This window comes from Xanthomonas sp. GPE 39 (assembly GCF_000963005.1).
In the GTDB taxonomy this organism is placed as follows: Bacteria; Pseudomonadota; Gammaproteobacteria; order Xanthomonadales; family Xanthomonadaceae; genus Xanthomonas_A.
Genome location: NZ_JZHZ01000007.1, coordinates 363914 through 378661, shown reverse-complemented (window position 1 = coordinate 378661; position 14748 = coordinate 363914). Strand labels below are relative to the sequence as shown.

Below are 14748 nucleotides of genomic sequence, written 5' to 3'. Positions count from 1 at the left end.
ATGTCCGCACAAAAACGCCAGCCCCTACCATGGCTGGCCGTGCTGGGCACCGGCAGCGCCATCGGCGGTGCGATCCTTGCGCTCCCCCCGATGGCCCTGCAAGCACCATGGTCCTGGCTGGCGCCAGCGTGCATGATCGCCGCGGCCATACTGGCTGCAACCGTCGGCTGGCGCGCACAGCAACAGGTCAGCGATCTCGACACGGCCCTGACCCGCGCCAACCTAGCCGAATCCGAACGTAACGCACTGCAGCACGATGTACACCTGCGCGAGCGGCTGGAATGCGAGCTGGTCCAGGCCAAGCAAGCGGCAGAGGCCGCTGTGCTGGCCAAGGGCGAGTTCCTGGCCACGATGAGCCACGAGATCCGCACGCCACTCAACGGCATCATCCCGATGCTGGAACTGATCGCGCAAGGTCCGCTGGACCTGGATCAGAGCGAGATGCTGCGTGCGGCCAACAACTCATCGCTGCAATTGCTGCGAATCGTCGACGACATCCTGGACTACTCCAAGCTCGAAGCGAACCGACTGGAGTTGGAAACCACCGCCTTCAACCTGCGCGAACTGCTCGACGACGTATTGCAACTGATGCAACGTGCGGCGGAAGCCAAAGGCCTGCGCATGACACTGCAACTGGACCGCGCGGTGCGTTTGCCAGTACGCGGCGATCCGGTGCGACTACGCCAGGTGCTGAGCAACCTGCTGGGCAACGCGATCAAATTCACCGCACGCGGGGGCATCGACCTGCACGTGCGCCGCCTCGGCGAGAGTCCGGCGCAACACGTGCTGCGCTTCGAAGTGCGCGATACCGGGATCGGCATCAGCGCCGAACGCCAGGAACGGCTGTTCCAAGCCTTCACCCAGGCCGACGCATCCACAACCCGCCTCTACGGCGGCACCGGCTTGGGCCTGGCGATCTGCAAGCGTATCGTCGAGCTGATGGGCGGACGCATCGGCCTGGAATCCCAGCCCGATCATGGCGCTACTTTCTGGTTCGAGATTGCACTGCTCAAGGTGATCGGTGACATATCGCATGCAGACAGTCACATGCCGCGTCTACATGCCCTGCTGGTCAGTCCGGACCAGCGCTTGTACCAACGGCTGAATCGGCTGCTGACGAACTGGGGAGTGCAGGTCAGCAAGGTCGATTCCACCCAGGAAGCGCTGGAGCGGCTACGCACTGGCAACAGCAAGCGTTCGACCTACGATTTGGTGATCGGCGATCTTGACGGCATGCGGCACAGCGCCCGCGCGCTGCAGCGTGCGGTCGCGCGGTTGCCAGCGCCGCAGACCACACGCCTGATCTGGCTCTACGGTGACACGGAGATTCCGGAAGAAATCCGCGCGCACGGCGCACTGCTATCGCGGCAGGCGGCTGACCTGGACCTGCGCAGCATGCTCGCCCTTGACCCACCTGCGGTGGAGGCCAGCGCGGAAAGGCCGAAAGAAGACACCTACGTCAATACACTGAAAGCCCTGGACACAAACGCGCAGATCGAAAGCGAGCGCACCAAGGAGCGCAGCACACCGCCCCCCACGCACACCATGGCCAACGACTCGAACGCCAAGACCACGCCCAGCCAATACCGTCTGCTGCTGGTTGAAGACAACCCGGTCAATATGATGGTGGCGCAACGATTGCTCGAAGCCCTGGGGTATCGTGCCGACACTGTCGAAAACGGGGCATTGGCGTTGACGCAATTGGCTCAACAGCCTTACGACCTGGTATTGATGGATTGCCAGATGCCGGTACTGGATGGCTACGCCGCCACCCGCCAATGGCGTCAGTCAGAAGCCAACGGGACGCGAGCGCGTCTGCCGATCGTGGCGATGACCGCCAATGCCATGGCCGGCGACCGCCAACGCTGCCTGGATGCCGGCATGGACGATTACCTCTCCAAGCCAATCGATCAAACTCGGCTAGCAGCCTGCCTACAACGCTGGCTACCAAGCCGTCCTGCCATGCGCACGCAGACGCATGTGCCTGCATCAGCGGTCACTGGCATGGACGCGGGCATGGCGAATGCGAGTGCCGTTCACGACACCGGCAGCAGCAGGCCGTCTCTTCCCACGAAAGACGCGGCCGCCGCCATCGCAGCCACGCCGACGCCAGCATCGGCAGCGATCGAGAGCACAGGACCGGTGGTGGTGGCAAAGCAAGTGTTGGAAATCGAAGTGCTGGACGAACTGCGCGAGGTCATCGGCAACGCCAACACTGCGCAGATCGTCGACACCTTTCTGGGCGATGCGCCACTGTTGATCCAGCGCATGGAACAAGCCGTCGCGACCGCCGAGCAGGCGCTGCTACGCGATGCCGCACATACCCTTAAATCATCGGCCGCCAACGTCGGTGCGCAGCCTCTGTCGGCCGCAGCGCTGCGCATCGAAGCCGGCGCGCGCGCGGGAACGCTGGAACATCCCGCTGTCGAGGTCAGCCAGGTCATCGCCGAGTTCGCACAAGCGCGATTGGCCTTGAATGGTTACCTCACCATGTTGCGCAACGCTTAAAGCTCCGCACTCTGAGCTGGTGGATGCTTCGTCCCAGTGGGCAGGCTGACCGTTGTGCGACAGGTCAGCGCCCCCGGCAATGCCGATCACTACAGATCAGCGGATGTCACGAAAGGAAAACCGCGCGCTTGCTCGGAGCATCGAACGCCGCGCAGGCGCAGGACGCGACTCAGTCTTCGAGCTTGGTCAACAGGTAGTTCGGCTCGCCGATCCGCGCGATCAGATCCAACTGGGTTTCCAGCCAGTCGATGTGCTCTTCCTCCGACTCAAGGATATCGGCCAGCAACTGACGGCTGACATAGTCCTGGATCGACTCGGCGTAGGCGATGCCCTCGCGCAAGGTGGCGGTGCCGTCCTGCTCTAGAGCCAGATCGCATTCGAGAATTTCCTTCGGGTTTTCGCCGATGCGCAGCTTCCCCAACGCCTGGAAGTTGGGCAGACCCTCAAGGAACAGAATCCGGTCGGCAAGCTTGTCGGCGTGCTTCATCTCGTCGATGGATTCCTTGTACTCGTGCTCGGCCAGTTCCTTCAGGCCCCAGTTCTTCAGCATCTTGGCATGCAGAAAATACTGATTGATCGCGGTCAGTTCGTTGTACAGGACCTTGTTGAGGAACTCGATGACCTTGCTGTCGCCCTTCATCGCATCGCTCGCGGAAGATGGAAAGCGCAGACTCTAGCGAATCGAGCGCTAACGTGAGGGAACGCGAATCGTGATCATCCAGCCGCGCGGCGGCATGCACTCAGGCAGCACAGGCCAGACCGACCAACACCGGGAGCGGCAGTTCACGCGTGAGCGCGCTTTGCAGCAGATCGGCGGCCATGTCCAGACAGGAGCCGCAGGTAGCACCGCAGCCCGTGCGCATGGTCAATTCGGACACGCTACGACAGCCGGCCTCGGCCGCTTCGCGGATCTGGCGATCAGTGACCCCGTTGCAGATGCAGACGTACACGGCGAGCTTGGTAGTGAACAGCGCGGACTGCGCCCTGGACCATTCAACCCGAAGTGAGAATGGTTGTCAATTCCACCCGTTAATCATGATTCACCCGCACCCCCAATGACCCGCCGCGCTTGCGCGGCCGCTTACGTGGGCGCTCGTGGCCAGCGTTATTGCCCGGCAACCAGGCCTCCTGCGCCAGCGCCGGCATGGCGCGGATGCCGCTGCCGGCGATGTTCTGCGCCAACGGTGCCAGATGCCGCAGTGCGCGGGCGTACACACCGCGCTTGAACAGCACCACATGCTCCACTGGATACCAAAAATCGACCCAGCGCCAGTGGTCGAACTCCGGCGTCTCGGTCAACTCCAGATTCAACTGGCTTTCGTCGCATTGCATGCGTAGCAGGAACCAGACCTGTTTCTGGCCGATACAGACCTGCCGCTCATTGCGGCGAATGGCTCGGCTGGGCAAGCGATAGCGCAGCCAGCCGGGCGTGGCGCCGAGCACTTCCACATGCTCGGGCATCAAGCCGGTTTCTTCGCGCAACTCGCGGTACATGGCTTCGACCGGGGTTTCGTCGGTATTCATGCCGCCTTGCGGGAACTGCCAGCCATCCCGGCGCACACGACGTGCCCAGAACACCTGACCATCCGGCCGCATCAGCACGATGCCTACGTTCGGTCGATAGCCGTCCGGATCGATCACGATGCGGACTCCTGAAAAATCTACTGGCTCCGACTCTGCCATGGTGGCGCTCAAGCCACAAGCAGGGCAGAAATGCGTTGACAGCCGCCCGATTCTCCATAAGAATTGACGGTTCACCGAGGCTATGTAGCTCAGCCGGTTAGAGCACAGCACTCATAATGCTGGGGTCGGTGGTTCGAGTCCACCCATAGCCACCATGGTATCCACGCTGAAGGCGTGCAATAATTTTGTTACACATTGCCCCGTCGCCAAGCGGTAAGGCACCTGACTCTGACTCAGGCATTCGGTGGTTCGAATCCATCCGGGGCAGCCAAATAAATAAAGCCGATCGACAGATCGGCTTTTTATTTGACTCGCTTTTGGTTCGCGCAAGTCCATCGCACCCGCGCTGCACGCCGCGCACAAGGCGGCAGACCCAACACCTGCTCTCTCCAGCCAAACCCCTTGTGAACTCATAGGGACTTTTCAGCAGAGCTGGAGACAAAGCGTTACAGCGCTTCGCCTCGGAGCCACAGGCACAAGCCACGCGCGGCACTGTGCCAAACGTGCGCGACGCCAAAAACCGCCGGGATCACGCATTGCCAACCCTCCATCGTTATCGGTCGGCAAACACAGAACAAAGCCTCAAAACGACAAAAGCCCGGCCGAAGCCAGGCTTTTGTACACCCCAGTGGAATCCCGCAGGATTCCACACCAGGCGCGATGAATCAGCGCTTGGAGAACTGGGTGGCGCGACGCGCCTTGTGTAGACCAACCTTCTTACGCTCGACTTCACGGGCGTCGCGGGTCATGAAACCGGCCTTGCGCAGCTCGGACTTCAACGTTTCGTCGTACTCGACCAGCGCACGCGCAATCCCCAAGCGGATCGCGCCAGCCTGACCAGTGGTGCCGCCGCCAGAGGCGGTGACCACGATGTCGAAGCTCTCGGTGTTCTTGGTCAGTTCCAACGGCTGACGCACGATCATGCGTGCGGTCTCGCGGCCAAAGAACTCGTCCAGCGGACGGCCATTGACAGAGATATTGCCGGTACCCTTGCGCAGGAACACGCGAGCGGTGGAGGACTTGCGGCGGCCAGTGCCGTAGTTTTGCGTGATAGCCATGATTTAGATATCCAGAACCTGCGGCTGCTGAGCGGCGTGCGGATGTTGCGCACCGGAATAGACCTTGAGCTTGCGATACATCGCGCGACCCAGCGGCCCCTTGGGCAACATGCCCTTGACCGCGATCTCGATCACTCGCTCAGGATGGCGCTCCAACGCCTGCTCCAGGCTCTCGGTCTTCAGATTACCGATGTAGCCGGTGAAGCGGTGATACTTCTTGTCCTTGAGCTTGTTGCCGGTGACGACGATCTTCTCGGCGTTGATCACCACCAGATAATCGCCAGTATCCACGTGGGGGGTGTAGACCGGCTTGTGCTTGCCGCGCAGACGGCGAGCAAGTTCGGTAGAAAGCCGACCCAGCGTTTTGCCGGCGGCGTCGACGAGATACCAGTCGCGCTGGACTGTCTCGGACTTAGCAGTGAAGGTGCTCATTGAAAGACTCGGTTGGTCGGGCGGATTCCCGCAGCAAACTGCCGGAACTTTGCCACGCGTTGTGAATTGCAAAAACGCAAGAGGCGAAATTCTACGCGCGATGACGGTTGCGTGCAAGTTCTTCCTGGCACAAACGTCAGAATGCCCCTTCACGCTTGGCAGTGCGCCAGCCCGGAGGGAGAATCGACACTCCCACCGCTTCCGGGCCTCCCGCATGACGGACAGCCGCCAGTATTCTCCACTTGATCGCATCCTGGTCGAGGCCCAACGCGCCCTGGAGACCGTGTTCGGCGATCCGCCAGCGCAACGGGCCTATCCCGCCGCCAGCGCCGATGTGGTGCTGGCACCGGACGAGCGCCGCCACGCGGCCGGGCTGATGCGTATCAACCATGTGGGCGAAGTCTGCGCACAAGGGCTGTACTTCGGCCAGGCTGCGGTCGCCCGCGACCCGGCCACCCGCGCGCAGCTGCTGGAGGCGGCACAGGAAGAGACCGATCACCTGGCCTGGTGCGCGAAGCGGCTACACGAACTGGACAGCCGTCCGAGCCTGTTCAATCCGCTCTGGTACGCGGGCAGCTACGCGATCGGCACGCTCGCCGGGCTGCGTGGCGATGGCTGGAACCTGGGCTTCGTCGTGGAGACCGAACGCCAGGTCGAGGCGCATCTGGACGAACACCTGCAGACGCTGCCACCAGCCGACCTGCGCAGCCGCGACATTTTGACAGTGATGAAAGTCGACGAGGCACGCCATGCCGAGCACGCCGAACACGCCGGCGCGCGACACCTGCCCGCACCAATCCCTACCGTGATGGCCGCCGCGTCGCGCGTAATGAAAGCGGTCGCCTATCGACTGTGACCATGGCTGGTGGCGGCGAGCAGCCGGGCCGACTGGCATTGCCAGCGGATTCGGGCTAAAGTGAACAAATGCTGACTGATTCCACGCACACGCACGACATTCCCGCGATGGGCAATCTGCTGTGTCGTGTTTCATCTGCGGCATTGTTCGCTTCTAGCACCTTCGGCGCGGGTTGCGCACGTCGACCACCATGCCCGCAGCCACGCTCCACTCACCGTCACCGCTGATCCACAGGCTCTCACGCCTGCTGTTCGCGGCCCTGTTCGCGCTTTGCAGTGGCGTCGTGCTTTATCACTTGCTCGGCGACTACGCCCACGCCAGCGCAATCCTGCGCGACCACTCGGTGACCACGGTCCCGGTGATCCCTGATGGCACCTTCAGCATGCAGACCCGGCCATTGGCGCGCTATCGCTTTCATTATGCGTTCCAGAGCAAGGGGCTGCTGCACAGCGGCGCGTTCGAAGCCAGTGGCGCCGAAGCGGCACCGTTGCTGCTGGACGGCGCCACCGTGGTGATCGCCTATGCCAACGCAGATCCATCGCAGTTCGGCCGACTCGACCAACTGGAGCACGCCGGCAATCTGGGCGGCATGTTTACCCGCGTCATCATCGCGCTGTCGATCACTGCGCTGCTGGCGATGGTCGCGCACCGCTTGCTGATCGGCCGCCTACTCGCCCGACGCAAACGGATGGCCATCACCTGAGGCCGGCACCCGGCACCCGGCACCCGGCACCCGGCACCCGGCACCCGGCACCGCACCGTAGGCTGATTCCGCAAGCCGCGCATCCGGCGGACGCAACCCAGCGCACCGCCGACAAGGCGCTGTCACCAAGTACGCCCCACAGCAACGCACCTCCTGCCGCCAGAGACTGCCCGACTGGATCGCACGGCCGCCCCAAGACCGGAGGCGCCAAGCGCCCCGGCCTCACGTACCGGGTCAACAGCTAAAGCAAAACCGCCGCAGCCCTTCGGTCGGAGGGCTGCGCCGATCCAGCACGTGCCGGCAAAAAGAATTGCCGCATCGTCTCCGCATGTAGACAAAATGCAGCGGAATCGCACACTTTTTTAGCGCCTCCGCGCCCTGTCGGGAGCGCGTAGCGCGCGGCGGCGACCTTGCCGCGCACCCCTGACGGAGAGACTTATTCGACCAAATTGCGGCCGTGGAACAACTCCTCGATCTCGCGCTTGAGCAGCGCTTCGATACGCATGCGCTCCTTGAACGACAGGTTCTTGGCTTTTTCCTCGAACAAGTACTGATCTAGATCGAAGTCCTTCAGGTGCATCTTGGTATGGAAGATGTTTTCCTGATACACGTTGACATCGAACATCTCGTAGCGCGATTTGATGTTCTTCGCCAGGAAATTCTGGATCGAATTGATCTTGTGATCGATATAGTGCTTCTTGCCCTTCACGTCGCGGGTGAAGCCGCGCACGCGGTAATCCATGATCACGATGTCCGATTCAAGACTCTCGATGAGATAGTTGAGCGCCTTCAGCGGCGAAATCACTCCGCAGGTCGCGACATCGATGTCAGCACGGAACGTAGCAATACCGTGCTGCGAATAGGTTTCGGGGTAGGTATGGACGGTGATGTGGCTCTTGTCCATGTGCGCAACCACGGCATCGGAGATGATTTCCTTGCCCGCGGCCTTCTTATCGATAACCGGCTCTTCGGAGATCAGCATCGTCACCGACGCGCCCTGCGGATCGTAATCCTGGCGCGCAATGTTCAGAATGTTGGCGCCGATGATCTCGGCCACATCGGTAAGAATCTGGGTCAGACGATCGGCGTCGTACTGCTCGTCGATATATTCGATGTAACGCTGACGCTCATCTTCGGAGATCGCGTAACAGACGTCGTAAATGTTGAAGCTCAACGCCTTGGTGAGGTTGTTGAAACCTTGCAGCCTCAAGCGAGGCAACGGCTTGACCACGGTTTGGGTCCTCTGCGGACGTGGGAATACACAAGATTATGAGCTAAACGCGCGCAACGCGAAATGTGTCGTCCGTCCTAATGTTTGCCGCCACGAACGCGTCCCGTTAAGCTTCACGAATCACGCCGTAGCTGAAACCAACATGAGTCCCGGAAACGCCACCACCGCAGCCCCCGTGCGTATCGCCCCAAGTCCTCTGACGTTGGACGCCGCCACCATTGACCGCTTTCTAGCGCATAGCCATCGCCGTCGTTATCCGGCGCGGACCGACGTGTTCAGACCTGGCGACCCTGCCGGGACCCTGTACTACGTGGTCAGCGGCTCGGTCAGCATTATCGCCGAGGAAGATGACGACCGTGAGCTGGTTCTCGGCTATTTCGGCAACGGCGAGTTCGTCGGCGAGATGGGGCTGTTCATCGAATCGGACCAGCGCGAGGTGATCCTGCGCACGCGCACGCCGTGCGAACTGGCCGAGATCAGCTACGAACGTTTGCACCAGTTGTTCTTAGGTTCGCTGTCGGCCGATGCGCCGCGGGTGCTGTACGCAATCGGCGTGCAGCTATCCAAGCGCCTGCTCGATACCTCGCGCAAAGCCAGCCGCCTTGCCTTCCTGGATGTCAGCGACCGCATTGTGCGCACCCTGCACGACCTAGCCCAGGAGCCGGAGGCGATGAGCCACCCGCAGGGTATGCAGTTGCGGGTGTCGCGGCAGGAGTTGGCACGACTGGTCGGCTGCTCGCGCGAGATGGCCGGCCGGGTGCTGAAGAAGCTCCAGGTCGACGGCCTTCTGCACGCACGCGGCAAGACCGTGGTGCTGTACGGCGCACGCTGATCGGCATGCCGCGATAGCGCTGAACAAGACCTGCTCGCCACCGCGCGCGGTGGTCGGTGTGCCGGCGCTGGGCACCCACCTGTCTCAGATGGACAGCCGCGCTGCGTTGTGTGAGACAACCGCCAGTCCACACGGCGGAGGCTGCGGCAGCGAGTACGTCTGCGATGCCATGGTCCCGCTTGGCCCGGTCAGTTAGCCTGCATTCGCTTTTCCCAGACCATGGGGCACGATGATAGAGCGCGAGATACTGGCGCAGTGAGTGCAGTGGCGGCTCCGCTGCCAACTGACTACTCCTCGGCGCGTCTCGCCTCCTGCCCCCGCCTAGGAGCCAGCAATGCACCGCAACCGTGGTATCCCCATCGTTCTGGCGCTGCTATGTCTGGCCCTACCAATGCGCTGGGCACAGGCCGACGCCTCTGCCCAGCTCGGCCGTGGGGTCAACATCCTGAGCGAGGACCCAATGTGGACGGACCCGGCCAAGGCGCGTTTCCGCCCGCCACTGTTCCGCACCATCCGCGATGGCGGCTTCCACACCGTTCGGGTGAACCTGCAAGCCTTCGCGCACATGGACGCAGCCAACCGGCTCGACCCGGTCTGGCTCAACACACTGGACACGGTGGTCAGCCAGGCTACGGCAGCCGGATTGAACGTGATCCTGGACGAACACGACTTCCATGCCTGCGCCAACGACGCCTCTGTTTGCCGCACGAAACTGTTGGCATTCTGGAGTCAGATCGCCCCACGCTACCGCAACGCACCGCCTTCGGTACTGTTCGAAATCCTCAACGAGCCCGGCGGCGAAGTGACCAGTCCGGTGTGGAATAGCCTGCTCGGGGACGCACTGCACGTCATCCGCCACGACAACCCGATCCGGACCGTGGTCGTCGGCCCGGCCAACGGCAATAACTTCAACGCCCTCGACGAGCTGCGCCTGCCCGAGAACGACCCCCATCTTCTGGTCACGGTGCATTACTACAATCCGTTCCGCTTCACCCATCAGGGCGCACCCTGGGTCCGGCGCGACATCCGCGACAACACAGGCGTGCACTGGGGCAGCGACGTAGACCGGGCCAAGCTTTATCGCGAGTTCGACACGATCGCGGCCTGGGCCGCAGCGTATCACCGGCACGTGCTGCTAGGTGAATTCGGCACCTACGACAAGGCGCCACCAGCCGACCGCATCGCCTGGACGGTCGCCGTGGTCAACGCTGCAGAGAAACGCCATTTCGCCTGGGCCTACTGGGAATTCGAAGGCGGCTTCGGCACCTACGACATCGGCCAGGGGCAATGGATCGCGCCGATCCACCGAGCCCTGGTCGCGAGCGACAGCGCCTATTCGGCACCTGGGCGTTGAGCAACAGCGTCGAGCGCTGGGCTGCCGTTTCGCGGCAATCACGCGCCAACCGCGTCGCCAGCGCGATCACGGCATCCCCAGTTCAGGATAGGCGTACCGGACGGCAGGGCCTGCCGAAACACCGCCACCGCCGACGCCTTGGGATTGACCACGACTGGCGCTGCTGCCGCTTGCAGCAGCGGCAGGTCGGCGATGCTGTCCGAATAGGCCTTGGCGATGGCGCCATAGCCGAGCTCGCGCAGCATGCGCATCTTTTCCTGATTGTGGCAGTGGCGGGTCGCCGTGACCGCGCCCAGGCGCGGACCGATCAGGCTGCCGATCACCGGCACGTCCTGGTGCGCGACAAAACCGAGAATCGCCCGTGCCAACTCCGGCGGCGCGCCGGTGGCCACCACCACCCGGTCGCCTGCGGCACGGTGCCGGGCGAACACCTCCAGCGCCTGCGGCAGCAGCCGCTGCCGAATCTGCGCCTGATGATGCAGGACGTATTGATCGATGATCCCGTTGAACTCGCGTGCGCGATGCAAACCGAAGCTGGCGATCCACACATAGCCAGAGATGCCGGTGCGTCGTGTCGACAGCATCGCCACCAGCGGCCCTAACAACGGCGTCGCCAACAACGCGGCGATCAAGCGCAACGGATTGCGCCGGATCAACCAAGCGAACAGGTGGCTGCCGGAGTCGCCGTCGTACAGCGTGTGGTCGAAATCGAATACCACCACCGGCGCATCGGCGTGCGGAACTGGATACGTTACGCTCATGCAGAAAAGAACAACTGCCGCAGTGCTTCTCCAGGCTCCTCGGCACGCATGAACGCCTCGCCGACCAGGAAGGCATGCACGCCGGCAGTCCGCATCATCGCCACGTCGGCCTGACTGAGGATGCCACTCTCGGTCACCAACAGGCGATCGCGCGGCACCGCCTCCTTCATCGACAAGGTGGTCTGCAGCGACACCTCGAAGGTACGCAGGTTGCGGTTGTTGATGCCGATCAGTGGCGCTGGCACTTGCAGGGCGCGTTCCAATTCATCGATGTCGTGCACTTCCACCAGGACGTCCATGCCCAGATGCAGCGCCAACGACGACAATTCGGCCAGTTGCAGGTCGTCCAGGGCGGCGACGATCAGCAGAATGCAGTCGGCACCGAGCACGCGGGCCTCGTAGACCTGATACGGGTCGATGGTGAAGTCTTTTCGCAACACCGGCAGGGTGCATGCCTCGCGCGCCTGCTGCAGATAGCGATCGTGCCCCTGGAAGAAATCCTGATCGGTCAGCACCGACAAGCAGGCGGCACCACCAAATTGGTAGCTGACTGCGATATCGGCCGGATGGAAGTCAGGCCGGATCACGCCCTTGGACGGGCTGGCCTTTTTGACTTCAGCGATCACCGCCGGGTCGCCGTTGGCGATGGCGGCCTGCAGCGCGCGCGCGAACCCACGCGTGGACGGCATCGCCTCCGCGCGCGCGACCAGCTCGGTCAACGGCACGCGCGCGCTGCGTTCGGCGATCTCTTCGGTCTTGCGCGCGAGGATGGTACGGAGAATGTCGCTCATGCGTTGGGATCCTGTGGAGGGGGCATTATCGGCAATGCTGAAGGTAACGGTAGGTCAATGAACGCGTATCAGACATCGCCCAGGCAGGCGGGCACTGGCTATCGTGCGTGCTGTAAGAATCCCAAACGGTTGCGAACGCCGTGCATATCGACGTAAGCCGCGCGCATCCGGTCACGGCTCGCAGATCGCCAAGATTGTGCGCGTGCACGCCACATACGCCTGCAGCTTGGCCCGCGCACGACCATCGGCGATGGCGGCACGGGCCAGCGCGATACCGCTGGCGATATCGGCGGCCACACCAGCCACGTACAACGCCGCCCCGGCATTGAAGACGACGATGTCCAACGCCGGGCCGGGCACGTTATCGAGCACGCCACGCAGCATCGCCATCGATTCGGCGGCATCGGCCACTTTGAGGTTACGGCTGGCCGACATAGCGATACCGAAATCCTCCGGATGCAGTTCGTATTCGCACACCTGACCATCGCGCAACTCGCCGACCAGCGTGCCGGCTCCCAACGATAGTTCGTCCATGCCATCTCGGCCCCACACCACCAGCGCGCGCTCGGCCCCCAGTTCGTGCAGCACACGCGCCTGGATGCCGACCAGATCCGGATGAAACACCCCCATCAGGATGTTCGGCGCACCGGCCGGATTGGTCAGTGGGCCGAGGATGTTGAAGATGGTACGCACGCCCATCTCGCGGCGTACCGGCGCTACCACCTTCATCGCCGGATGATGCACCGGCGCATACATGAAACCGATGCCGGTGGCCTGCAACGCCTGCGCCACCTGCTCCGGTTGCAACTCGATCGCCGCTCCCAGCGCTTCCAGCACATCGGCACTGCCGGATTTGGAAGAGACGCTGCGATTGCCGTGCTTAGCCACTTTGGCCCCGGCTGCGGCGGCGACGAACATCGCGCAGGTGGAGATGTTGAAGGTGTGCGAACCGTCGCCGCCCGTGCCGACAATGTCGACCATGTGGCGGCGTTCGGCGACGTCCACCGTGCGCGAGAACTCGCGCATCACCTGCGCCGCACCGGCAATCTCGCCAACCGTCTCCTTCTTCACCCGCAGCCCGGTCAGGATGGCCGCCGTGATCGCCGGCGACACCTCGCCCCGCATGATCTGCCGCATCAGCCCGACCATCTCGTCATGGAAGATTTCGCGATGCTCGATGGTCCGTTGCAACGCTTGTTGAGGGGTGATGGTCATAGAAGAAAGATCTGTCGCTGTCCTAAAGAGGGAAAAGGGCCACCAATGGGGTCAAGCCGGGCGAGCGGGTCGCTCCAGGCGTAACCGCCCTTGCGCGAGCACCTCGAAATAATCGGCCGGTCCACCTGCACGCAGCAGGGTCGCCACTGCGGCCGGATCGTAAAGCCCATCGTGCAATGCGCTGCGTGCGATGTGCACGCCGACCACTTCGCCGAGCACCAGCCACGTTTGAATCGGTTCGCCACGCGCAGTCTGCAGCGGCAGCAACTGGCTAAGCCGGCATTCGAAACTCACCGGACTTGCAGCGACCCGTGGCGCGCCGACCAAGCGCGACGGCGCGACGGCCAACCCCGCCAGAGCGAATTCATCGACCTCCGGCGCGACCGCCGCAGAACTGGCGTTCATCGCCTCGGCCAACGGGCGCGTGACCAGATTCCAGGTGAATTCCCCGCTGGCCTCGATGTTGCGGACACTGTCCTTCCAGCCGATGCTGGCGAAGCCGACAATCGGCGGAACGTAGTTGAAGGCATTGAAAAAACTGTAAGGCGCCAGATTGGCGACGCCGTCAGCGCTGCGCGAACCGATCCAACCGATCGGCCGTGGTCCGACAATCGCGTTGAACGGATCGTGCGGCAACCCATGGCCATGGGCCGGTTCGTAGAAATGGAAGGTTTCGGCGGGATCTTGCATCGTTAGGCATCCGGCGGTGACGAAAAGGAACGCGATGCCGGCGCGGCGACTCAACGCTCCAGGAAATTCTTCAACAAGGCGTGACCATGCTCGGTGAGGATGGACTCGGGATGGAACTGCACACCCTCGACCGGGAACTGACGATGACGCAGGCCCATGATTTCTTCCATGCTGCCATCGGCGTGTTCGGTCCAGGCGGTGATTTCCAGGCACTGCGGCAGCGTGGTCTTCTCCACCACCAGCGAGTGGTAGCGGGTGGCCTCGTAGCCATCGGGCAGACCGGCGAACACGCCCAGCCCCTGGTGGCGGATGCGCGAGGTCTTGCCGTGCATGATGGTGCCGGCGCGCACCACCTGCCCGCCATAGACCTGACCGATGCTCTGGTGCCCCAGGCACACGCCCAGGATCGGCGTGTGCTGGCCGAGCCGTTCGATCAATTGCAGCGACACCCCGGCCTCGTTCGGCGTGCATGGACCGGGCGAGATGACGATGCGCTCGGGCACCAAGCGCTCGATCTCGTCCACGCTGAGCGCATCGTTGCGCACCACCTTGACCTCGGCACCGAGCGCCTGCAAGTACTGCACGAGGTTGTAGGTGAAGCTGTCGTAGTTGTCGAGCATCAACAGCATCAGCT

General features: G+C 62.8%; 16 protein-coding genes and 2 tRNA genes. 7 read left to right on the top strand and 11 right to left on the bottom strand.

Annotation, left to right across the window (positions count from 1 at the left end):
• Positions 1-2508: a hybrid sensor histidine kinase/response regulator gene (locus XALGPE39_RS01430; RefSeq protein WP_082061796.1), complete on the top strand. Its 2508-nt coding sequence runs from the start codon at positions 1-3 to the stop codon at positions 2506-2508.
• Between the two features lie 169 nt (positions 2509-2677).
• Here XALGPE39_RS01430 and bfr read toward each other — a convergent pair whose 3' ends face one another.
• The 3 genes from bfr to XALGPE39_RS01415 form a co-directional block, all read right to left on the bottom strand.
• Positions 2678-3148, bottom strand: coding sequence for a bacterioferritin (gene bfr / locus XALGPE39_RS01425; protein ID WP_012914855.1), 471 nt, complete (start codon positions 3146-3148; stop codon positions 2678-2680).
• Between the two features lie 100 nt (positions 3149-3248).
• On the bottom strand, positions 3249-3458 hold the full coding sequence (locus tag XALGPE39_RS01420; RefSeq protein ID WP_045726685.1) for a (2Fe-2S)-binding protein: 210 nt from the start codon (positions 3456-3458) through the stop codon (positions 3249-3251).
• Between the two features lie 79 nt (positions 3459-3537).
• A complete protein-coding gene (locus tag XALGPE39_RS01415; protein WP_045726684.1) occupies positions 3538-4149 on the bottom strand; it encodes an RNA pyrophosphohydrolase in 612 nt (203 codons plus the stop codon).
• A 120-nt stretch (positions 4150-4269) separates the two neighbouring features.
• Here XALGPE39_RS01415 and XALGPE39_RS01410 point away from each other — a divergent pair.
• Both XALGPE39_RS01410 and XALGPE39_RS01405 read left to right on the top strand, forming a co-directional pair.
• A tRNA-Met gene (locus tag XALGPE39_RS01410) sits at positions 4270-4346 on the top strand.
• Positions 4347-4387: 41 nt separating this feature from the next.
• Positions 4388-4462: transfer RNA gene (locus XALGPE39_RS01405), tRNA-Gln, on the top strand.
• Between the two features lie 394 nt (positions 4463-4856).
• On the opposite strand, the gene rpsI is transcribed toward XALGPE39_RS01405, so the two are convergent.
• Together rpsI and rplM are read right to left on the bottom strand one after the other, a co-directional pair.
• Positions 4857-5249, bottom strand: coding sequence for a 30S ribosomal protein S9 (rpsI, locus tag XALGPE39_RS01400; protein ID WP_012914852.1), 393 nt, complete (start codon positions 5247-5249; stop codon positions 4857-4859).
• A 3-nt stretch (positions 5250-5252) separates the two neighbouring features.
• Positions 5253-5681: a 50S ribosomal protein L13 gene (rplM, locus tag XALGPE39_RS01395; protein WP_045726683.1), complete on the bottom strand. Its 429-nt coding sequence runs from the start codon at positions 5679-5681 to the stop codon at positions 5253-5255.
• Between the two features lie 214 nt (positions 5682-5895).
• On the opposite strand from rplM, the gene coq7 reads away from it, so the two are divergent.
• Together coq7 and XALGPE39_RS01385 are read left to right on the top strand one after the other, a co-directional pair.
• On the top strand, positions 5896-6537 hold the full coding sequence (coq7, locus tag XALGPE39_RS01390) for a 2-polyprenyl-3-methyl-6-methoxy-1,4-benzoquinone monooxygenase (RefSeq protein ID WP_045726682.1): 642 nt from the start codon (positions 5896-5898) through the stop codon (positions 6535-6537).
• Between the two features lie 283 nt (positions 6538-6820).
• Complete coding sequence (locus tag XALGPE39_RS01385; protein ID WP_235429726.1) at positions 6821-7240, top strand: hypothetical protein; 420 nt, start codon at positions 6821-6823, stop codon at positions 7238-7240.
• A 436-nt stretch (positions 7241-7676) separates the two neighbouring features.
• Here XALGPE39_RS01385 and speD read toward each other — a convergent pair whose 3' ends face one another.
• Positions 7677-8471 (bottom strand): adenosylmethionine decarboxylase, encoded by a 795-nt coding sequence (gene speD, locus XALGPE39_RS01380; protein WP_045726680.1) that lies wholly within the window; start codon positions 8469-8471, stop codon positions 7677-7679.
• A gap of 142 nt (positions 8472-8613) precedes the next feature.
• On the opposite strand from speD, the gene crp reads away from it, so the two are divergent.
• Positions 8614-9303, top strand: a complete 690-nt coding sequence (crp, locus tag XALGPE39_RS01375; RefSeq protein ID WP_045726679.1) for a cAMP-activated global transcriptional regulator CRP — start codon at positions 8614-8616, stop codon at positions 9301-9303.
• 334 nt (positions 9304-9637) lie between these two features.
• Positions 9638-10657, top strand: a complete 1020-nt coding sequence (locus XALGPE39_RS01370; RefSeq protein ID WP_082061795.1) for a cellulase family glycosylhydrolase — start codon at positions 9638-9640, stop codon at positions 10655-10657.
• A gap of 38 nt (positions 10658-10695) precedes the next feature.
• Here XALGPE39_RS01370 and XALGPE39_RS01365 read toward each other — a convergent pair whose 3' ends face one another.
• The 5 genes from XALGPE39_RS01365 to XALGPE39_RS01345 all read right to left on the bottom strand — a co-directional run bounded on the left by XALGPE39_RS01365 (position 10696) and on the right by XALGPE39_RS01345 (position 14743).
• The gene (locus XALGPE39_RS01365) at positions 10696-11418 is read right to left on the bottom strand and encodes a haloacid dehalogenase-like hydrolase (RefSeq protein WP_045726678.1); all 723 of its coding nucleotides are present in this window, start codon (positions 11416-11418) and stop codon (positions 10696-10698) included.
• Complete coding sequence (gene trpC / locus XALGPE39_RS01360; RefSeq protein WP_045726677.1) at positions 11415-12209, bottom strand: indole-3-glycerol phosphate synthase TrpC; 795 nt, start codon at positions 12207-12209, stop codon at positions 11415-11417. The genes XALGPE39_RS01365 and trpC overlap by 4 nt, the downstream gene beginning before the upstream one ends.
• A 171-nt stretch (positions 12210-12380) precedes the next feature.
• On the bottom strand, positions 12381-13424 hold the full coding sequence (trpD, locus tag XALGPE39_RS01355; RefSeq protein WP_045726676.1) for an anthranilate phosphoribosyltransferase: 1044 nt from the start codon (positions 13422-13424) through the stop codon (positions 12381-12383).
• Positions 13425-13475: 51 nt separating this feature from the next.
• The gene (locus XALGPE39_RS01350; RefSeq protein ID WP_045726675.1) at positions 13476-14114 is read right to left on the bottom strand and encodes a flavin reductase family protein; all 639 of its coding nucleotides are present in this window, start codon (positions 14112-14114) and stop codon (positions 13476-13478) included.
• A gap of 50 nt (positions 14115-14164) precedes the next feature.
• A complete protein-coding gene (locus XALGPE39_RS01345; protein ID WP_045726674.1) occupies positions 14165-14743 on the bottom strand; it encodes an aminodeoxychorismate/anthranilate synthase component II in 579 nt (192 codons plus the stop codon).
• Positions 14744-14748 lie beyond the last annotated feature (5 nt).